The sequence below is a fragment of the Schumannella soli genome (assembly GCF_006517435.1).
Classification (GTDB): domain Bacteria; phylum Actinomycetota; class Actinomycetes; order Actinomycetales; family Microbacteriaceae; genus Schumannella; species Schumannella soli.
This window is the reverse complement of the sequence record NZ_VHQG01000001.1, coordinates 1,026,563-1,043,100: the sequence shown is the minus strand read 5'-3', so window position 1 is coordinate 1,043,100 and position 16,538 is coordinate 1,026,563. Positions and strand designations below refer to the sequence as shown.

The 16,538-nt window shown below is 71.4% G+C and carries 18 protein-coding genes; 4 read left to right on the top strand and 14 right to left on the bottom strand.

The window, feature by feature from the left end:
* Positions 1–33 precede the first annotated feature (33 nt).
* From FJ657_RS04665 to FJ657_RS04660, 3 genes are all read right to left on the bottom strand, one after another.
* Complete coding sequence (locus FJ657_RS04665; RefSeq protein ID WP_181408869.1) at positions 34–1,035, bottom strand: phosphotransferase; 1,002 nt, start codon at positions 1,033–1,035, stop codon at positions 34–36.
* A 76-nt stretch (positions 1,036–1,111) separates the two neighbouring features.
* Positions 1,112–1,246 carry a hypothetical protein gene (locus tag FJ657_RS17310; protein ID WP_255447136.1) on the bottom strand — a complete coding sequence of 45 codons (135 nt, stop codon included), beginning with the start codon at positions 1,244–1,246 and terminating at the stop codon, positions 1,112–1,114.
* A complete protein-coding gene (locus FJ657_RS04660; RefSeq protein ID WP_141162461.1) occupies positions 1,243–2,124 on the bottom strand; it encodes a class II glutamine amidotransferase in 882 nt (293 codons plus the stop codon). The genes FJ657_RS17310 and FJ657_RS04660 overlap by 4 nt, the downstream gene beginning before the upstream one ends.
* Positions 2,125–2,243: 119 nt before the next feature.
* On the opposite strand from FJ657_RS04660, the gene FJ657_RS04655 reads away from it, so the two are divergent.
* Positions 2,244–3,629, top strand: coding sequence for an MFS transporter (locus tag FJ657_RS04655; RefSeq protein WP_181408868.1), 1,386 nt, complete (start codon positions 2,244–2,246; stop codon positions 3,627–3,629).
* Between the two features lie 81 nt (positions 3,630–3,710).
* Here FJ657_RS04655 and FJ657_RS04650 read toward each other — a convergent pair whose 3' ends face one another.
* The 4 genes from FJ657_RS04650 to FJ657_RS04635 form a co-directional block, all read right to left on the bottom strand.
* On the bottom strand, positions 3,711–4,061 hold the full coding sequence (locus FJ657_RS04650) for a hypothetical protein (RefSeq protein WP_141162460.1): 351 nt from the start codon (positions 4,059–4,061) through the stop codon (positions 3,711–3,713).
* Positions 4,062–4,085: 24 nt separating this feature from the next.
* The gene (locus FJ657_RS04645; RefSeq protein ID WP_141162459.1) at positions 4,086–5,843 is read right to left on the bottom strand and encodes a sodium:solute symporter family protein; all 1,758 of its coding nucleotides are present in this window, start codon (positions 5,841–5,843) and stop codon (positions 4,086–4,088) included.
* Between the two features lie 234 nt (positions 5,844–6,077).
* Positions 6,078–7,043, bottom strand: coding sequence for a cation diffusion facilitator family transporter (locus FJ657_RS04640; RefSeq protein WP_255447135.1), 966 nt, complete (start codon positions 7,041–7,043; stop codon positions 6,078–6,080).
* A 70-nt stretch (positions 7,044–7,113) separates the two neighbouring features.
* Positions 7,114–7,872 (bottom strand): SDR family NAD(P)-dependent oxidoreductase, encoded by a 759-nt coding sequence (locus tag FJ657_RS04635; RefSeq protein ID WP_141162457.1) that lies wholly within the window; start codon positions 7,870–7,872, stop codon positions 7,114–7,116.
* 100 nt (positions 7,873–7,972) lie between these two features.
* On the opposite strand from FJ657_RS04635, the gene FJ657_RS04630 reads away from it, so the two are divergent.
* Together FJ657_RS04630 and FJ657_RS04625 are read left to right on the top strand one after the other, a co-directional pair.
* Positions 7,973–8,809 (top strand): helix-turn-helix transcriptional regulator, encoded by an 837-nt coding sequence (locus FJ657_RS04630; protein WP_141162456.1) that lies wholly within the window; start codon positions 7,973–7,975, stop codon positions 8,807–8,809.
* Between the two features lie 50 nt (positions 8,810–8,859).
* Positions 8,860–9,369: an Lrp/AsnC family transcriptional regulator gene (locus tag FJ657_RS04625; RefSeq protein WP_141162455.1), complete on the top strand. Its 510-nt coding sequence runs from the start codon at positions 8,860–8,862 to the stop codon at positions 9,367–9,369.
* 36 nt (positions 9,370–9,405) lie between these two features.
* Here the strand turns inward: FJ657_RS04625 and FJ657_RS04620 are convergent, their stop codons facing one another.
* On the bottom strand, positions 9,406–9,945 hold the full coding sequence (locus tag FJ657_RS04620; RefSeq protein WP_141162454.1) for a TetR/AcrR family transcriptional regulator: 540 nt from the start codon (positions 9,943–9,945) through the stop codon (positions 9,406–9,408).
* 72 nt (positions 9,946–10,017) lie between these two features.
* On the opposite strand from FJ657_RS04620, the gene FJ657_RS04615 reads away from it, so the two are divergent.
* Positions 10,018–10,998: an amidohydrolase family protein gene (locus FJ657_RS04615; RefSeq protein ID WP_141162453.1), complete on the top strand. Its 981-nt coding sequence runs from the start codon at positions 10,018–10,020 to the stop codon at positions 10,996–10,998.
* Positions 10,999–11,018: 20 nt separating this feature from the next.
* On the opposite strand, the gene FJ657_RS04610 is transcribed toward FJ657_RS04615, so the two are convergent.
* From FJ657_RS04610 to FJ657_RS04585, 6 genes are all read right to left on the bottom strand, one after another.
* Positions 11,019–11,510, bottom strand: coding sequence for an Lrp/AsnC family transcriptional regulator (locus FJ657_RS04610; protein WP_141162452.1), 492 nt, complete (start codon positions 11,508–11,510; stop codon positions 11,019–11,021).
* A gap of 210 nt (positions 11,511–11,720) precedes the next feature.
* Positions 11,721–12,491 carry a 3-keto-5-aminohexanoate cleavage protein gene (locus FJ657_RS04605; protein ID WP_141162451.1) on the bottom strand — a complete coding sequence of 257 codons (771 nt, stop codon included), beginning with the start codon at positions 12,489–12,491 and terminating at the stop codon, positions 11,721–11,723.
* Positions 12,492–12,615: 124 nt separating this feature from the next.
* Positions 12,616–13,293 carry an RraA family protein gene (locus tag FJ657_RS04600; protein WP_141162450.1) on the bottom strand — a complete coding sequence of 226 codons (678 nt, stop codon included), beginning with the start codon at positions 13,291–13,293 and terminating at the stop codon, positions 12,616–12,618.
* Positions 13,290–14,123, bottom strand: a complete 834-nt coding sequence (locus tag FJ657_RS04595) for a carbon-nitrogen hydrolase family protein (RefSeq protein ID WP_141162449.1) — start codon at positions 14,121–14,123, stop codon at positions 13,290–13,292. Before FJ657_RS04595 ends, FJ657_RS04600 begins: the two co-directional genes overlap by 4 nt.
* Entirely contained in the window at positions 14,120–15,295 is a 1,176-nt protein-coding gene (locus FJ657_RS04590; RefSeq protein ID WP_141162448.1) for an ABC transporter ATP-binding protein, read from the bottom strand. The genes FJ657_RS04595 and FJ657_RS04590 overlap by 4 nt, the downstream gene beginning before the upstream one ends.
* Positions 15,296–15,420: 125 nt before the next feature.
* The gene (locus tag FJ657_RS04585; protein ID WP_141162447.1) at positions 15,421–16,488 is read right to left on the bottom strand and encodes an ABC transporter substrate-binding protein; all 1,068 of its coding nucleotides are present in this window, start codon (positions 16,486–16,488) and stop codon (positions 15,421–15,423) included.
* Positions 16,489–16,538 lie beyond the last annotated feature (50 nt).

Here is a 16,538-nt window from a genome sequence, read left to right as displayed (position 1 = left end):
CGAACCGGGACCGCCGGCCCGCACGGGATCGTGTCAGTCGGCGTCGGCGATGAGGTGGTCGATCGCGCGGCGGGCGTCGGCGGCGAAGATCGGGCTCGTTCCGGCGTAGTAGCCGACCGCGGCGGCCGCCTTGCGCCAGGCGCGCAGCCGGGCGAGGTGCCAGTCGGCGTCGGCGGGATCGAGCGCGGCGCGGAAGGCGCGTCGGCCGGCGGTGCCGAGCGTCCACCACCCGGCGACGAGGTCGTGGGTCGGGTCGCCGAGACCGCCTCCGCTCCAGTCGATCAGGGCCGAGATCGTGGCCTCGGTGGTGGCGCCGCCGACGAGGACGTTGCCGGGCAGCGGGTCGGCGTGCGTCCAGACCAGCGGGCGGCACGGCGAGCCCGCGACACCGGTCGTGCCGGCGACGCCGACCCGCGGGGTCAGAGAATGCGCGAGATCGCGCTCCAGCCGGTCGACCGCCGCCGCGACGTCGATCAGGCCGTTCGGCGAGCGGAGGCCGGCGATCATCGCGTCGCGCTCGGCGACCGGATCGCCGCCCGAGGTCGAGAGAGGGATGCCGACGTCGCCGACAGGAAGCGTGTGGAGAGCCCCGAGCGCCGCGCCGAGCACACGGCCGCGCCGTTCATCAGCCCGCGCTTCCGCAGCCGACGCCGCCCCGGCACCGGCACCGGCACCGGCATCGGCCTCAGCGCCCGAGCCGAGGTGCGCGCTGAGGGAGCGGCCCGGGATCCAGTCGAGCACGGTCCACGCCCACGGCAGACCCGGCGCGGGCCGGCCGAGCGCGACCAGCTCGGGCGTGCGCACCGGGAGCGCGCCGTGCAGGCGAGGCAGGATGCGCGACTCGCGCTCTGCATCCGCCGCACCCCATTCGATGAGCGGCACGCGCACGACGAGCTCGTCGCCGAGGCGGAAGACCCGGTTGATCGTGCCGCCGCCCGCGAGGGTCGTGAGCGGCAGATCGCGGAAGCGCGGATGCTGCGCGTCGAGCGCGCGGCGCACATCCTCGAGACGGATGTCGACCTCGTCGGCGTGCATCCGCGGCGCCGTCATGAGCGGCGACCCCGGCCGCGCGGCGCCCGCCGCGGCGAGCTCGACACGACCGGCGTGACGATCAGAGCGAGGCGCCCGTCGAGATGCTGATGACGCTGGCGACGCCGAGGGCGACCGCGGCGACCGTCACGGCCGCGCCGATCACCAGCACGATCCCGGTGCCGACCACCGCACAGAACTTCAGGAACCCGTTCACTTCGCCTCCGCACCGACGGCCGCGGACAGCGGCACGACATCCAGCTCCAGGGTAGCCAAGTCGACGACCGCCACCGACTCGGCCGGTACGGGCTCCCAGTCGGCGACGTCGAGCCCCGACGACGCGAACACCGTCGTGCCGTCGGCGTCGCGGCGGTAGCGCATCAGGTAGTAGGCGCTGAGGCTCTCGAACGGCAGGTCGGCCTCGGGCACTCCGGTCGCGGCGAGCTCGGCGCGCGGGATGCCGCTCCGCTCGCTCGCGTGCACCGCCACGAGGTGCGTCGGGGTGAGCAGGATCGCGTTGAGGCTCGCCCGCGGGAAGCGCGAACGCAGCTCGGCGACCGTGCCGACGACCGCCTCGCGCAGGCCGTCGCCCGCGAGCAGGCGGGTGCGGATCGCCGCGAAGTAGCGCTCGCTGTCGGTCTCGCCCTCGATCTCGCCGCGCAGCTCGGGCGCGACCAGATCCTCGAAGCGCTCGACCGGCGTGAGCGAGCCGTTGTGCGCGAAGGCGAGTCCGTCGATCACGAAGGGATGCGTGTTCTGCGGCGAGCACACCATCCCATCGGTCGCGAGGCGCAGGTGCAGCAGGCGCGCGGTCGCGGGGTCGTCGGCGAGCGCGGCGGTCAGCTCGGCGTCACCGAGTCCGCTGCGATCGGACGCCTGGCGGCGCAGGCGGGCGGGGGCGGATGGGGTGGGGGCCTCCGCGTCGTGCGGCTGCGCATCCCGGTGCTCGTGCACGCCGCCGGCATCCAGCCAGACCGTGCCCCAGCCGTCGCGGTGGAGCAGCGCCATGTCCTGGAAGACGGCGCTCTGGTCGCGGCCGAGCACCTCCTGCGCGGTGACCGGGCGGGGTGCGGCGTAGGCGAGCAGACGGCACATGGGCGGGCGGAACCTCCAGCCCCCGAGAGTACGCGCGCCCGCCGCCGAGCGCCGACCGTGTGACGCGTCGCAGGCCGACCCTGCAGTGCCTGCACGTTCGCGGCACTACGCTCGGGGCAGTGAGCGAGCCCGACGAGAACAGCAGCGCATCCCCGTCGGAGCAGCCCGCCAAGAAGCGCCGCTTTGTCGATCTGAGCCCGCTCACGGCGTCCCCCGCGTTCGCGCGCATCTGGATCGGCGGCGCGATCTCGGGCATCGGCGCGCAGCTCACGATCGTCGCCGTCGGGCTGCTGATCTACGACATCACTCCGGGCAGCGCCGCCGCGAAGACGCTCGCCGTGTCGCTCGTGGGCGTCATCTCGCTGGTGCCGATGATCGTCGCCGGACTCTGGGGCGGCATGCTCGCCGACGCCTTCGACCGCCGGCTCGTGCTCATCATCAGCGCGCTGGCCGGTTGGCTGTCGACGCTCGCTCTCATCGTGATCGCCGTGGTCGACGCCGTCGTGCAGGACCACGACCGCACCGTCGCCGTCTGGCCGCTCTACGTCATCACGACCGTCAACGCGGTCGCCGCGACGATCTCGAACACGACGCGCATGGCGGTGACCCCGCGCATCCTGCCGGCCGACATGGTCGCCCGCGCGGCGGCCCTCAACGGCATCTCGATCGGCGTCATGGTGATGGTCGGGCCGGCGGTCGCGGGCGTGCTCGTCGCCGCGGCGGGCTTCCCGATCACCTTCGCCGTGGATGCGGTGCTGTTCCTGGCCGGTTTCGCCGGCATCCTGACGCTGCCGAAGCTGCCGCCGCTGGAGAAGGTCGGCCGGCCCGGGATCGCGTCGCTCGTCGAGGGCGTGCAGTTCCTGAAGCGGGCGCCGAACATCCGCCTCTCGTTCCTGGTCGACATCGTCGCGATGACCTTCGGCCGCCCGCACACGGTGTTCCCGGCCGTCGGCGCGGTGCTGATCGGCGGCGGCTCGATCACGGTCGGCGTGCTGACGGCGGGCATGGCGGTGGGCGCATTCCTGGCGAGCGTGTTCAGCGGACCGGTCGCGCACATCCACCACCACGGCCTCGCCGTGGGCCGCGCGATCACCGCCTACGGCGCCTTCGTCGCCGGCTTCGGACTCGTGCTCGCGGCGATGGCGACGGGCTGGTTCGGGAAGGTCGGTCCGGGGCTGGATGCGGTCAACTGGGTCGCGCTCGCCCTCGCGACGCTGGCGCTGATCGGCATGGGCGTGAGCGACGAGTTCAGCGCGATCTTCCGCTCGACGATGATGCTGATGGCGTCGCCCGACTCGATGCGCGGACGCCTGCAGGGCGTGTTCACGGTCGTCGTGACCGGCGGCCCGCGCGTCGGCGACCTCTACGTGGGCGTGTTCGCGACGGCGGTGGCGCTATGGTTCCCGCCGCTGCTCGGCGGGCTCATCATCATCGGGCTCATCGCGGTGCTGCTGCGGCTGCAGCCGTCGTTCCGCGCCTACGACGCGCGCACCCCGACGCCGTAGATACGCGAGTTGCCCAGTTCGGTCGGGTTCCGGGGCCGGAACGCGGCAGAACTGGGCAACTCGGCGAGAAGCGGACGCGCGTCAGGCCTTGGCCTCGCCGACCTTGCGCTCCTCGTCCTCCTGCTCCTCGCTCTTCACGATGTCCTCGGCGGGAACCGGCGAGAGCCGATCCCAGACGAAGAAGAGGATGCCGAGCACGAGCATCGCCGCGCCGGTCCACAGGTTGATGGCGATGCCGCCGGTGCGCTTCAGCTCATCCGTCGCGCCGACCGTGACGAGCCCGGTGATGCCGACGATGAGGCCGTAGACGACGAACAAGGCGCCGAGGATGCGACGCAGGTCGAAGCGTCGCGTGGACTTGACCAGCTCCTCCTGCTCGGCCGTGAGGGTGCGGTCGGTGCTGCCCGAGCCGCTGGGCTTGTTCTCACTCATGAGTTGCTCCTTCAGCAGTCCGGATCAGAGGAACGGCAGGTAGAGGGCGACGCAGCCGGCGAGGGCCACGGTTCCGAGCAGCGCCGGCGAGCGGTACCACTTGGTGTCGCCGGCGACATGGTCCTTCGTGACGTCGATCTTGCCGACGCCGTAGACGAGGCCGGTGAGCTCGGACACCGGCTTCGGCTTCGTGACGAGGCTGATGACGACCGCGAAGACGAGCACCGTGGCGAAGGAGATGATCGCGCCGTAGAGCGTCTCCGACGTGGCGGTGGCGAAGATCGGGGCCTTGTTCGCGACGCTCACCTGGTAGGCGATGAACACGATCGTCGGCGCGATGATGCCCGCGATATACGACCAGAGCGCGGCCTTCGGCGTCATCCTCTTCCACAGCAGACCCAGGATGAAGACGCCGAACAGGGGCGCATTGAAGAACGAGAACAGCGTCTGCATGTAGGTCATGATGTTCTGCGCCCCGGCCGCGATGAACGCGGTTCCGACGCCGATGATCACGCCGATCACGGTCACCCAGCGGCCCACCTTGAGGTAGTGCTCGTCGGGCATGTCCTTCTTGATGTAGCGCTGCCAGATGTCCCAGGTGAAGACCGTGTTGAAGCTCGACACGTTGGCCGCCATGCCCGCCATGAACGAGGCCATGAGTCCGGTGACGGCGACGCCGAGCACACCGGTCGGCAGGTACATCTGCATGAGCTTCGGGATGACCTCGTTGTAGGTCACGCCCGAGTCGGGGTCGGCGAGCAGGTTGCCGATCGTCGCCGCGCCGATGAGGCCGGGGATGACGACGATGAAGGGGATGAGCAGCTTCGGGAAGGCGCCGATCAGCGGCGTGCGCCGCGCGGCCGACATGTTCTTCGCGCTGAAGGCGCGCTGCACCTCGGTGAAGTTCGTCGTCCAGTAGCCGAAGCTCAGCACGAAGCCGAGGCCCAGCACGATCGCGAGCCAGTTCGCGCCGATCGGGTTCGACTCGTCGCCGAAGCCCGTGCCGACCCAGGTGTGCAGCAGCTTCGCGCTCTCGGTCTTGTTGAGCGCATCCACCAGGCCGTTCCAGCCGTGCACGCGGTTGAGGCCGACGATCGTCAGCGGGACCAGGCCGGCGATGATCACGAAGAACTGCATGACCTCGTTGTAGATCGCGCTCGAGAGCCCGCCCAGGGTGATGTAGACGAGCACGAACGCGGCCGAGACGAGGATGGCGATCCACTGCGACCAGCCGAGCATCGCCTCGATGACGAGCGCCATCGCGAACAGGTTGATGCCGGCGATGAGCACGTTCGAGACGGCGAAGGCCAGCGAGTTGACCAGGTGCGGCGCCTTGCCGAAGCGGCGCAGCATGAACTCGGGCACGCTGCGCACCTTCGACGCGTAGTAGAAGGGCATCATCACGAGGCCGAGGAACACCATCGCCGGCACCGCGCCGATGAGGTAGTAGTGCAGGGTCGACATGCCGATCTGGGCGCCGTTCGCCGCCATCCCGAGGATCTCGGTGGCGCCGAGGTTGGCGCTGACGAAGGCGAGTCCGGTGATCCACGCGGGCATCGAGCGGCCGGAGAGGAAGAAGTCGACGCTCGACTTCACCCGCTTGCGGGCGATCAGGCCGATGCCGATCACAACCGCGAAGTAGATGGCGAGCATCAGGTAGTCGACCCAGGTCAGGTCGAGGCGGATGCCCTGGGTGGCGGTGTGCACACCGCCGGCGGGGCTGAGGGCGGTCGGGATCGCGCCCGCCGTGCTCAGGGCGAGTGCTGCAGGCGCGAGTGCCATGCGGGTCCTCTCCGGATTCGTCGTCGATCGGGAGCGAGAACCTCCGCCGGTGGGCGGCGCTTCGCAACCTGTGGCAGGAGGGCCGTGGGTCGCTCATCGCGGGGGTGGTCGCAGCGTGTTCGGAACGGTGTCCGGAACAGCGCCGGGATGGGACTCTGCCACACCCTGACAGCGCTGACACAACTCGCGCAGGTCGCGTTCAGGTGCTATCGCGCGGGCGCGGGTGCGCGCCGTTCAGCTGTCGCGCGCGGGCGATCCCGGTCCGTCGCCGTCGAGCAGCGCATCCGGGTCGTGGATGCTCGGCTCGCGGTAGGAGGCGACCGTCAGCACGACCGTCTGGATGATCTCCTCGGCCTCGAGCGCATCCTCGATCGCCCGCAGCTGGTCGGCGACGGCGTGCTCGGGCTTGTCGCCGAGCAGGTCGACGGCGCCGACCACGAAGAGGCGGTTCGGTCCGACGATCTCGACGTGCAGGTAGGTGACGTGGTCGATCTCGGGGCGCGACTCGAGCAGGTCGATGATCCAGTCGCGCAGCTTGCCGCCCTGCGCGCCGCCGATGAGGAAGCGGCGGTTGCGGTCGATGAGGAAGATCGCGACGACCGCGAGCAGCAGGCCGATGAGGATGCTCGCGATCGCGTCGAAGGCGGCGATGCCGGTCGCCTGATGCAGGGCGATCCCGGCGGCGGCGAGCAGGATGCCGATGAGCGCGGCGCCGTCTTCGGCGAAGACCGCGCGCAGCGTCGACTCCGAACTGCCGAGCACGTAGGGCAGGAACTCGCGTCCGGTCTCGCGGGCCCGCTTGCGGCCCTGCCGGATCGACTGCAGGAACGACGTGCCCTCGAGCACGAAGGCGACGCCGAGCACGATGTAGTTGATGACGTAGTCGCCGGCCGGCTCGGCCTCCGGGTCGAGCAGCTGCGTGATGCCGTGGAACACCGACACGGTCGCGCCGACCGCGAAGACGCCGATCGCAGCGAACAGCGACCACAGCCAGGCGTCGCGGCCGAAGCCGAGCGGATGGTCCTTGTCGCGCGGACGCACCGCCGCCCGGTCGGCGAACAGCAGGAAGATCTCGTTGCCCGCATCCGCCCAGGAGTGCGCGGCCTCGGCGAACATCGCCGCCGATCCGGTGAACACGGCCGCGACGGTCTTCGCCGCCGCCACGAGCACGTTCGCGATGAGGGCGAGCAGCACGGTCACGCGGGCGACGCTACTCCCGCGCCTCCTGCCGGTGCGGGCTGAAGGCGCGGGAGCGAGCCGACGTTCAGGATCAGAGGTAGGCGCCGCCCGAGGCCTCGACGCGCTGGGCGTTGATCCAACGTGCGCCGGGCGAGAGCAGCGTGACGACCGCATCCGCGATGTCGTCGGGCTGACCGCCGCGTCCGAGCGCGGTGACCTTCGACACGGCCGCCTGGAACTCGTCGCTCATGAGCGAGCCGCCGCCGAAGTCGGTCGCGGTCGCGCCGGGCGCGAGGGTGTTGACGGCGATGCCGCGGCTGCCGAGGCCGGCCGCGAGGTAGCGCGAGTAGACCTCGATCGCGCCCTTCGTGGCGGCGTAGACGGCGTAGGGCGCGCCGGCGGTGTAGCGGGCGAGTCCGCTCGAGACGTTGAGGATGCGGCCGCCGTCGGCGAGCAGCGGCAGCACCGCCTCGGTGAACAGCACGACGCCCTTGAGGTTGGTGTTCAGCAGCTCGTCGATCTGTTCGGCCGTGGTCTGGCCGACGGGGGTGAGGATGCCGACGCCGGCGTTGTTGAAGAGGTGGTCGAAGCTGTCGCGACCCCAGGTCTCGGCGAGCGCTGCGCGCAGCTGCTCGACGAAGGCGGGGAAGCTGTCGAACTCGGTCGTGTCGAGCTGCAGCGCCACGGCCTTGCGGCCTTTCGCCTGGATCGCGGCGATCGTCTCCTGCGCGGCGTCGGCAGAGGCGCGGTAGGTGATGACGACGTCCTGTCCGGCGTCGGCGAGGGCGAGCGCGGCGGAGCGGCCCAGGCCACGTCCGCCGCCGGTGATGAGGGTGATCTTCTCGGTCATGACCTCATCGTGCGCCGCGTCCGGCGGGCTCTCCAGGGCGCGCTCATCCACGGATTCCCGATCCCTGGTCGCACTCGCACCGCGGGGGGATGATGGGCGCATGGACCGCATCCAGCTCGCCGATTTCCTGCGCAGCCGCCGCGAGGCGCTGCAGCCGGAGGACGTCGGCCTGCCCCGCGGACCGCGCCGGCGCACCGGCGGGCTGCGGCGCGAGGAGATCGCGCAGCTGTGCGGCATGTCGACCGACTACTGGAGCCGGCTCGAGCAGCAGCGCGGACCCCAGCCGTCCGAGCAGATGCTCGGCGCGATCGCCCGCGGCCTGCACCTCAGCGTCGACGAGCGCGCGCACCTGTTCCGCCTCGCCGGGCACGCGGCCCCCGAGGCGGCCCGCGCCTGGGATCACGTCTCGCCCGGCGTGCAGCGCATCCTCGATCGCCTCGGCGACACCCCCGCGATGGTGCTCAACGATCTCGGCGAGACGCTCGTGCAGACGCCGCTCGCGCGGGCTCTGCTCGGCGACCACTCCGGCTACACCGGGCTCTCGAAGGTCAACGTGTACCGCTGGTACGCCGACCCGGCGACCCGCGACGTGTACCCGCGCGACGACCAGCCCGAGCACGGCGCTGTGTTCACGGCCGAGCTGCGCTCCGCCTACTCCACGCCCGCGACCCGAGCGCGGGCGACGGCGGTGGTGGATGCGCTGCTCGCGTCGAGCCCGGAGTTCGCCGAGGTCTGGGCGCGGCACGATGTGCGGCTCAAGCATCCGCGGCACAAGCGCTTCGCGCATCCCGAGGTCGGCGAGCTCGAGCTCGACTGCCAGACGCTCGTCGACCCGGAGAGCGGGCAGACCCTGCTCGTCTTCACGGCGACGCCGGGCTCGCCGAGCGCCGAGAAGCTGGCGCTGCTCGCCGTGATCGGGGCGCGCAGCTTCGCCTGAACCGCGAACGCGGGCTCTCGAGCGGAGAAGAGCGATGGGAGAATCGCGCCATGGAGCTCGATGCCATCGACGTGATCGATCGCAAGATCATCGATCAGCTGCGCATCGACGGCCGCCGCAGCTTCGGCGAGATCGGCCGCTACGTCGGGCTCTCGGAGGGCAGCGTGCGCGCCCGCTACAAGCGGCTGCTGTCGCTCGGCGTCGTGCAGGTGGTGGGGATGCCCGACCCGACGAAGATGGGATGGGTCGGTGCCCACCTGTCGATCCGGGTGCGTGGGGCGACCGCCGACAGCGTCGCGCGGGCGCTCGCGGCCTTCCCCGAGGTCAAGTACGTCGGAACGTGCATCGGCTCCTTCGACCTCATCGCCGATGTGCGCTTCGAATCGAACGAGGATCTCGGGCGCTTCCTCACCGAGACGGTGCGGCGGGTGCAGGGCATCGACGCGATCGAGACCGCCACCCTGATGGAGACGCTCAAGGACGAGTACGTCTGGGCCGGATTCCGCGACCCGGTGAACCGGCCGACCCGCCCGCATCCGGGCAGCGTGACCGGCGCCTGAGCCGGGCTGACCGCCTCGCGTGGGCCGGATCGGCGGTCAGCCGTTCGAGCGGCCGAGCATTCGTTCGGCCGCCGCCGCGATGCGTCCCACGCCGACGCGCTCGAAGCTCGGCAGCGCCAGGAACTGGCGTGCGAGCGTCAGTCCGAGGATCGCGCTGACAGCGACGGTCGCCTCGGCTTCCGCATCGGCGTCGCGGTCGCGCTCCTGGGCGGCCCGCGTCTGCCGGTCGATGCGGTCCTGCAGATAGTCGCGCATGATCCCGGCCGCTTCAGCACTGGTCAGGATCGAACGGAGCACGGCACGCACCTCGGGCGGGAGATCTCCGAGTCGCTCGGCCAGCACGCCGGCGACGTGGCCCGGGTCTCCCGCATCGTCACGCACCGACAGGGCGACGGCGGCGGCGAACAGAGCCGCCTTCGATCCGTGATGCTGCATCACGAGCGAGGGGTGCACGCCGGCGCGCGCGGCGATGGACCGGATGGTCGCGGTGTCGTACCCGCGTTCGCCGAATTCGTCTCGAGCCGCGGCGAGGATCCGCTCCGCGGATCGAGCCCTCTGCTCTGCGCGTGTCGTCACCCGCCGACTCTACAAGCGTTCAGCGAAGTGCTATTTTCGCTATACAACCGTTTAGCGATAGGAGACGTCGTCATGCGCATCGCGATCGAAGAGCACTGGATCCTCCCCGAGCTCGACTCGGCGCTCCGGCGACTGCCGGCAGATCGGTCCGACCCGAGCCTGGCGCTCAACGACCACGGCGGCGCCCGCGAGAAGCTGCTCGACCTGAGTGGACGACGGCTGGCCGACATGGACGCGCTCGGGATCGACCTCCAGATCCTGTCGCTCGCCCCTCCGGGCGCGGGTCCGCTCGATCAGGACGAGGCGATCGCCCTGAGTCGCGCAGCCAACGACCGTGCCGCGGCCGCCGCGGCCGAGCATCCCGATCGATTTCGATTCCTCGCGACCCTGCCGATGAGCGCGCCCCGCGCGGTCGCAGCCGAACTGCACCGGGCCGTCGGCGTCGGAGCGGTGGGCGCGATGGTCTACGGCCGCACCGGCGACACCGCACTCGACGACCCCGGCACAGAGCCGCTCTTCGAGGCCGCCGAACGACTCCACGTTCCGCTGTTCGTGCATCCGCAGATCCCCCCGCAGTCGGTTCGGCAGGCGGAGTACGCCGGATTCAGCCCCGATGTCGAACTGGCGCTCGCGAGCTTCGCCTGGGGGTGGCATGTCGAAGCGGGCACCGCGGTGCTGCGGATGATCGCGGCTGGTGTGTTCGATCGCCACCCCGGCCTGCAGGTGGTGCTCGGGCACTGGGGCGAGCTGCTGCTGCTCTGGCGCGAGAGAGCGCGCAGCGTCGGCCGCATCGCACGACTCGAGCGCTCGGTCGACCAGATCATCGCCGAGAACCTGCACGTCACCAGTTCGGGCATGCTCGATGCGGAGGTGCTGCGGCACGTGCTCACGATCACGAGCATCGACCGCCTGATGCTGTCGATCGACTACCCGTTCCAGCAGCCCGGCGCGGACGAGCTCGACGAGTTTCTCTCAGACTTCTCTGTCGTCGACCGGGCGGCGTTCGGTGCGACGAACGCCCAGTGGCTGTTCCGCATCCCGCCGTCGGCCTGACCGGGGCCGGACCCCGAGCGTCAGGACTCCGGGTGGCCCGAACCGCCGAGGGCGCGTTCGCCCGACTGGTCGCGCAGTCCGTTCCACGAGTAGTCCTTGTAGAGCCGGGTCATCACGTACTGGTCGATGCGGGCTACGCCCGGGGTGCGGCGGATCTCGTCGAGCAGATCGGCGAGCTGACCGAGGTCGCGGGGCGTGCCCTCGAGATAGATGTCGTGGGCGCCCGACACGAGGGCGACATGGCCGATCATCGGTGCCCCGACCAGTGAGCGGGCGACGCTGCGCGGGGTGAGCCCGCGCACGCTGATGAGCAGCCGCACCGACTGGTGGCCGAGCGTGAGCGGGTTGCAGAGGGCGACGATGCGCAGCGTCCCGTCGCTCGTCAGGCGCTGCACGCGGGCACGGACGGTCGCCTCCGAGACGCCGAGCTGCTGCGCGATCTCGGTGAAGGCACGACGGCCGTCCTCGCCGAGCAGCTCGACGAGCCGTCGGTCGATCGGATCCGCAGTCATCGCCTCATTCTCCCCCGCGCGTCACCCTGACGTACCCCGTGTTCGCGGCGGGGATTCGGAGCATCCGCCCCCGCGGATCGGCCCCGGCAGAGCGGAGCGCCGGCCGCCACCACGCGACCGGCGCTCCCGGGCCGCCCTCTCCACGAGGTGCCCGCGTCGCCCCGCACCCTGCACGGGCGGAGCGACGTCGATCGGAAGCGGGGCGAGCCGTCAGGCGCGGGCGCCCGAGGCCTCCGCGCGGGCGCCGGCGAAGCGCGCGGCGCCCTCCAGCTCGCGGGCGAGACGCACCATCGCGGCCGTGTCGGCGGCGGGCGCATCCTCGTCGAGCACGAGCATGTCCTCGAAGCCGACGCGGGTCTCGTGCCCGTCGTCGATCGCGGCCCGCACGAGCGGCCAGGCCGTCTCGTCGTAGCCGTGGTAGAGCAGCGGCGCCGTCACACCGGCGTCGCGCAGGGCGGTCGCGATGCGGCGGGCGTGGTCGACGGCGACCTCGATGTCCTCGTCTTCCGGCTCGATGAGGATGCGCACGTTCTGGTGCAGGGTCGACGCGGCCAGCAGGGCGGGCACGTCATCCATCGACCAGACGGCGCTCTCGAGCACCATGCCGCGCTCGAGCACGAGCTCGGCGGCCTCGGCGGCGCCCTCTTCGCAGAAGGCGACGCTCGCGAAGTCGGGCAGGGCGTCTGCGGGCCAGGCGGCGAGCAGCTCCATGCGCTCGGCGTGACCCGAGCAGGTCCAGAGGCCGGTCGTGGTGCCGACGATCACGCCGGGGGCGCCCTCGCGCACGGCGCGCACCATCGCCCCGATGTCGTCGGGGTGGATCGTCTGCCCGCCGTCGGCGGTGCGCGCGTGGGCGTGCACGACGTCGGCGCCGGCGGCGACCGCATCCGCCGCCGCGACGGCGATCTCGGCGGGGGTCAGCGGGATGGCGGGGTGCTCGTCACGCGAGCGCCCGCCGTTGATGGCGGCCTTGATGAGCATGGAGGGTCCGATCGGAGGTGCGGGGGGGGTCGGGCGGAGGGCGGTGCGAGAGCGGATGCGGCGGCGAGCGGGGCGTCGGCGCGCAGGCGGGCGGACGGGGCAGACGGCGGCGGACGCGGCCGGCTCAGCCGCGCGCCGCGAGCACCTTCTCGACGAGCTCGGTCGCGCCGGAGGCGGTGCCGAGCGGAACGCCGCCGAGCACCTCCTGCACGAAGCCGGGCTCCTCGGCGTCGTCGTCGAGGGCGGTGTCGATGATCGCGGCCATGACGGCGGGGCTGCCGAACAGCACCCCGTTGCGGTCGGCGAGCACGACGTCGCCGGGCTGCACGCTCACGCCGCCGACGCTGACGGGCACGTTGATGCCGCCGGCGTCGAGGCCGAGCAGCTTCGTGGTGAGCACGCTCAGGCCGCGGGCGTAGACCGGCAGGCCGGTGCGGTCGATCTCGTCGATGTCGGTGACGACGCCGTCGACGATCACGCCGGCGGCGCCGCGCGCGTGCAGCACCTCGGCGAGCACCTCGCCGACGGGCGCGTGGCGCGCATCCCCGCCCATGTCGATCACGAAGACGTCGCCGGGCTCGGCGGCGCCGGCGGCGTGGTGCAGCAGCGTCGAGTCCTGACCGGTGAGGCGCAGGGTCACAGCGCGGCCGACGACTTTGCCCTCGCCGGCCTGTCGGCGGATCTCGGGGGCGGCGAAGCCCTCTTCGAGGTAGTGCCCGATGGTCGGGAACGAGACGCGGCGCAGCTTCTCGACCAGTTCGGGGTCGAGCGGGGCGCCGGCGGCGTTGATCGTGAGGCTCACGGCTGGTTCTTCTGAACGGTGACGCGGGTGTCGAGTCGGCGGTTGGCGAGGGCGGGCAGGATCTCGCGCACCTCGGCGATGCGGTCGAGCGTGACGTCGACCACGGCGAGGTCGTCGCCGGCCGGCGGCAGCTGGGCCCGCACGACGCCGAGCGGGTCGACGATCATGCTGGTGCCGACGCAGTCGGGCACGCTCGTGGAGGCGGCGACGACCCAGCAGGTGTTCTCGATCGCCCGGGCGCGCACGAGCGTCGTCCAGTGATCCTCTTTGCGGGGGCCGGCGACCCAGGCGGCGGAGACCGCCAGCACGTCGGCGCCGCGCGAGACGAGGTCGCGGCTCAGCTCGGGGAAGCGGATGTCGTAGCAGTTGACGAGTCCGACGGCGACGCCCTCGATGAGCACGACCGGGGGCAGCTCGGTGCCGCCCGTGACGTAGTCGCTCTCGCGGTAGCTGAAGGCGTCGTAGAGGTGCAGCTTGCGGTACACGTCGACGAGCTCGCCGCGCGGGTTCACGACCGCGATGCTGTTGTGCGGGCGGGCCTCGCCGCTGGGCTCGTAGCCGCCGGCGATGATCCAGGTGCCGTTCTCGAGGGCGAGGCGCGAGAGCAGTCCGAGGAACAGCGGCCAGTCGCGGGCGACGGTGTCGGCGCGCACCGACTCGTCGAGCTCGCCGGCGAGCAGCATCGACTCCTCGGGCAGCACCACGAGGCGCGCACCGCGCTCGCGGGCGGCTTCGACGAGCTCGACGATGCGGTCGCGGTTGACGCCGGCGTCGACGGTCGGCGCGAGCTGCGCGACGGCGACGCGGAGGGCCGGGTTCGAGGCGGTCATGCGGCCGCTCCCTCGGAGGTCGGGCCGGCGGTGACGGTCGCGGTCGCGCCGGCGGCGTCGCCGGACGTCTGGTCGACGGCGGGCAGGATGCGGCCGGCGGCGGTCGTCCACGAGACGGCCACCTCGGCGCCGTCGGCGAGCGCGGCGAGCGCCGCCCCGGTCTCGCCCGAGGGCACCTGCACCGTCAGGGTGAGACCCTGCGCATCCACGTGCACCGTCCACTCGTCGCCGAGGAAGACGCGGGCCGAGATGACGCCGCGCACCGCGCCGGCGGGAGCCGCCGCGGGGTCGGCGTGCAGGGTCACACGCTCGGGGCGCACCGCGACGACGACCTCGGCGCCGTCGGCGAGGCCGCGGGTCGCCGCCTCCGCCGTGTCGGCCGGGATCGCGCCGGCGCCGGAGGTGACCGCGCGTCCCGCTTCGAGTCGGGCGGGGATGAGGTTGCAGCTGCCGATGAAGCCGGCGACGAAGCGCGAGGCGGGCGCGTCGTAGATGTCGATCGGCGAGGCGACCTGCAGCACGCGCCCCTCGGACATGACCGCGATGCGGTCGCTCATCGTCAGCGCCTCCTCCTGGTCGTGCGTGACGTAGATGAAGGTGATGCCGACCTCGCGCTGCATGCGCTTGAGCTCGAACTGCATCTCCTTGCGCAGCTTCTGGTCGAGCGCGCCGAGCGGCTCGTCGAGCAGCACCACGGCGGGGCGGCCGACGACGGCGCGGGCGAGCGCGACGCGCTGACGCTGACCGCCGCTCAGCTCGTTGGGCTTGCGGTCGCCGAAGTCGGCGAGGCGCACGAGCTCCAGCGCCTCGCGCACCCGGGTGTCGAGCTCGGCCTTCGGCGTGCGGCGCACGCGCAGCTCGAAGGCGACGTTCTCGTAGACGGAGAGGTGCGGGAACAGCGCGTAGCTCTGGAACAGCATGTTCAGGTCGCGGTCGCGTGTGGGCACCTTCGACACGTCGCGGCCGGCGAGCTCGACCGAGCCGTCGGTCGGCGACTCGAAGCCGGTGATCATGCGCATGAGCGTCGTCTTGCCGCATCCGGACGGTCCGAGGATGCTGAAGAACTCGCCGTCGCGGATGTCGAGGTCGAGCGGGCGCACCACCGTGTTCGACCCGAAGGTCTTGGTGATGCCGCGCAGTCGCACGGCGACGGGGGCCGGTGTCTCGGTCATCTGTGCTGCTCCCTGAGCGGGGTGGTTCGAAGTGTGGGGTGAGGCCCGAGCGCTCGGCGGTCGGCCGTGCGCCGGGATGCCGCGGCTCGGTCTCGGATCAGGTGAGACCGAGCCGCGGACGCCGATCAGCTGGCGCGGACGCGCGTCCAGCCGTCCTGGTAGTAGGCGAGGGCGTCGCCCGGGTCGACGATGAACTCCGACTTCTTCAGGCTGTCGGCCGGCGCGTAGATCGCCGGGTTCGTGACCTGCGTCTGGTCCTTGACGAGCTTGAGCGCGGCCTCATTGGCACTGGCCGAGGCGCCGTCGTCGGTCGCGAGGGCGGCGACCTCCGGCTGCAGCGTGTAGTTCAGCCACTTGTAGGCCGCATCCTCATTCGGCGCGTTCTTCGCGATCGAGAAGCTGTCGGTCCAGAGCGTGCCGCCCTCTTCGGGGATGATGTAGTGCACGCTCGGGTTCGACGCGACGGCCTTCGCCGACGCGCTGCCGCTGTAGGCCTCGGCGATGCAGGCGTCACCGGTGGCGACGAGGTCGGCGTAGTTGTCGCTGTTGTAGCCGGCGAGCAGGGGCTTCTGCTCGATGAGGGCCTGCGTGCCCTCCTCGATCTCCGACTTCTTGGTCGAGGTCGCCTTCAGGCCCTCGACCTGCATGCCGCCGATGTAGGCCGACAGCATGTTGTCGAGCATGTAGATCTTGCCCTTGTACTTCGGGTTCCAGAGGTCCTTCCAGCCGGTGACCTTCGCGCCGGTGCAGTCCTCGTTGTAGAGGATGCCGGTGGTGCCCCACACCCACGGGATGCTGTGCTCGTTGTCCTTGTCGAACGACGGGTTCACGAACTTCTCGGCGATGTTGTCGAAGCCGGTGAGCTTCGACTTGTCGATCTTCGCGAGCAGGTCGCGCTGCACCATGAGCGGCACCGCGTACTGGCTGGGCTCGACGATGTCGTAGCCGGAGTTGCCGGCGGCGAGCTTGGAGATCATCGTCTCGTTGCTGTCGAAGTTGTCGACCGAGACGGTGATGCCGGTCTCCTTCTCGAAGCCCTTGATGACGGAGTCGGGGATCTCGCCCGACCAGGCGTAGATGTGCAGCTTCGTGCTGCCGCCGGACGACGTCGATCCGCTGCCGGCCGAGCAGCCGGCGAGCGCGAGGGCGGCGACGACGGTGACGCCGACAGCGGCGAGGGCCTTGCTCTTCATTGCTGTGTCCTCTCGTGAGGGGTTCGGGTGATGGTGCGTGGGAGGTGCTG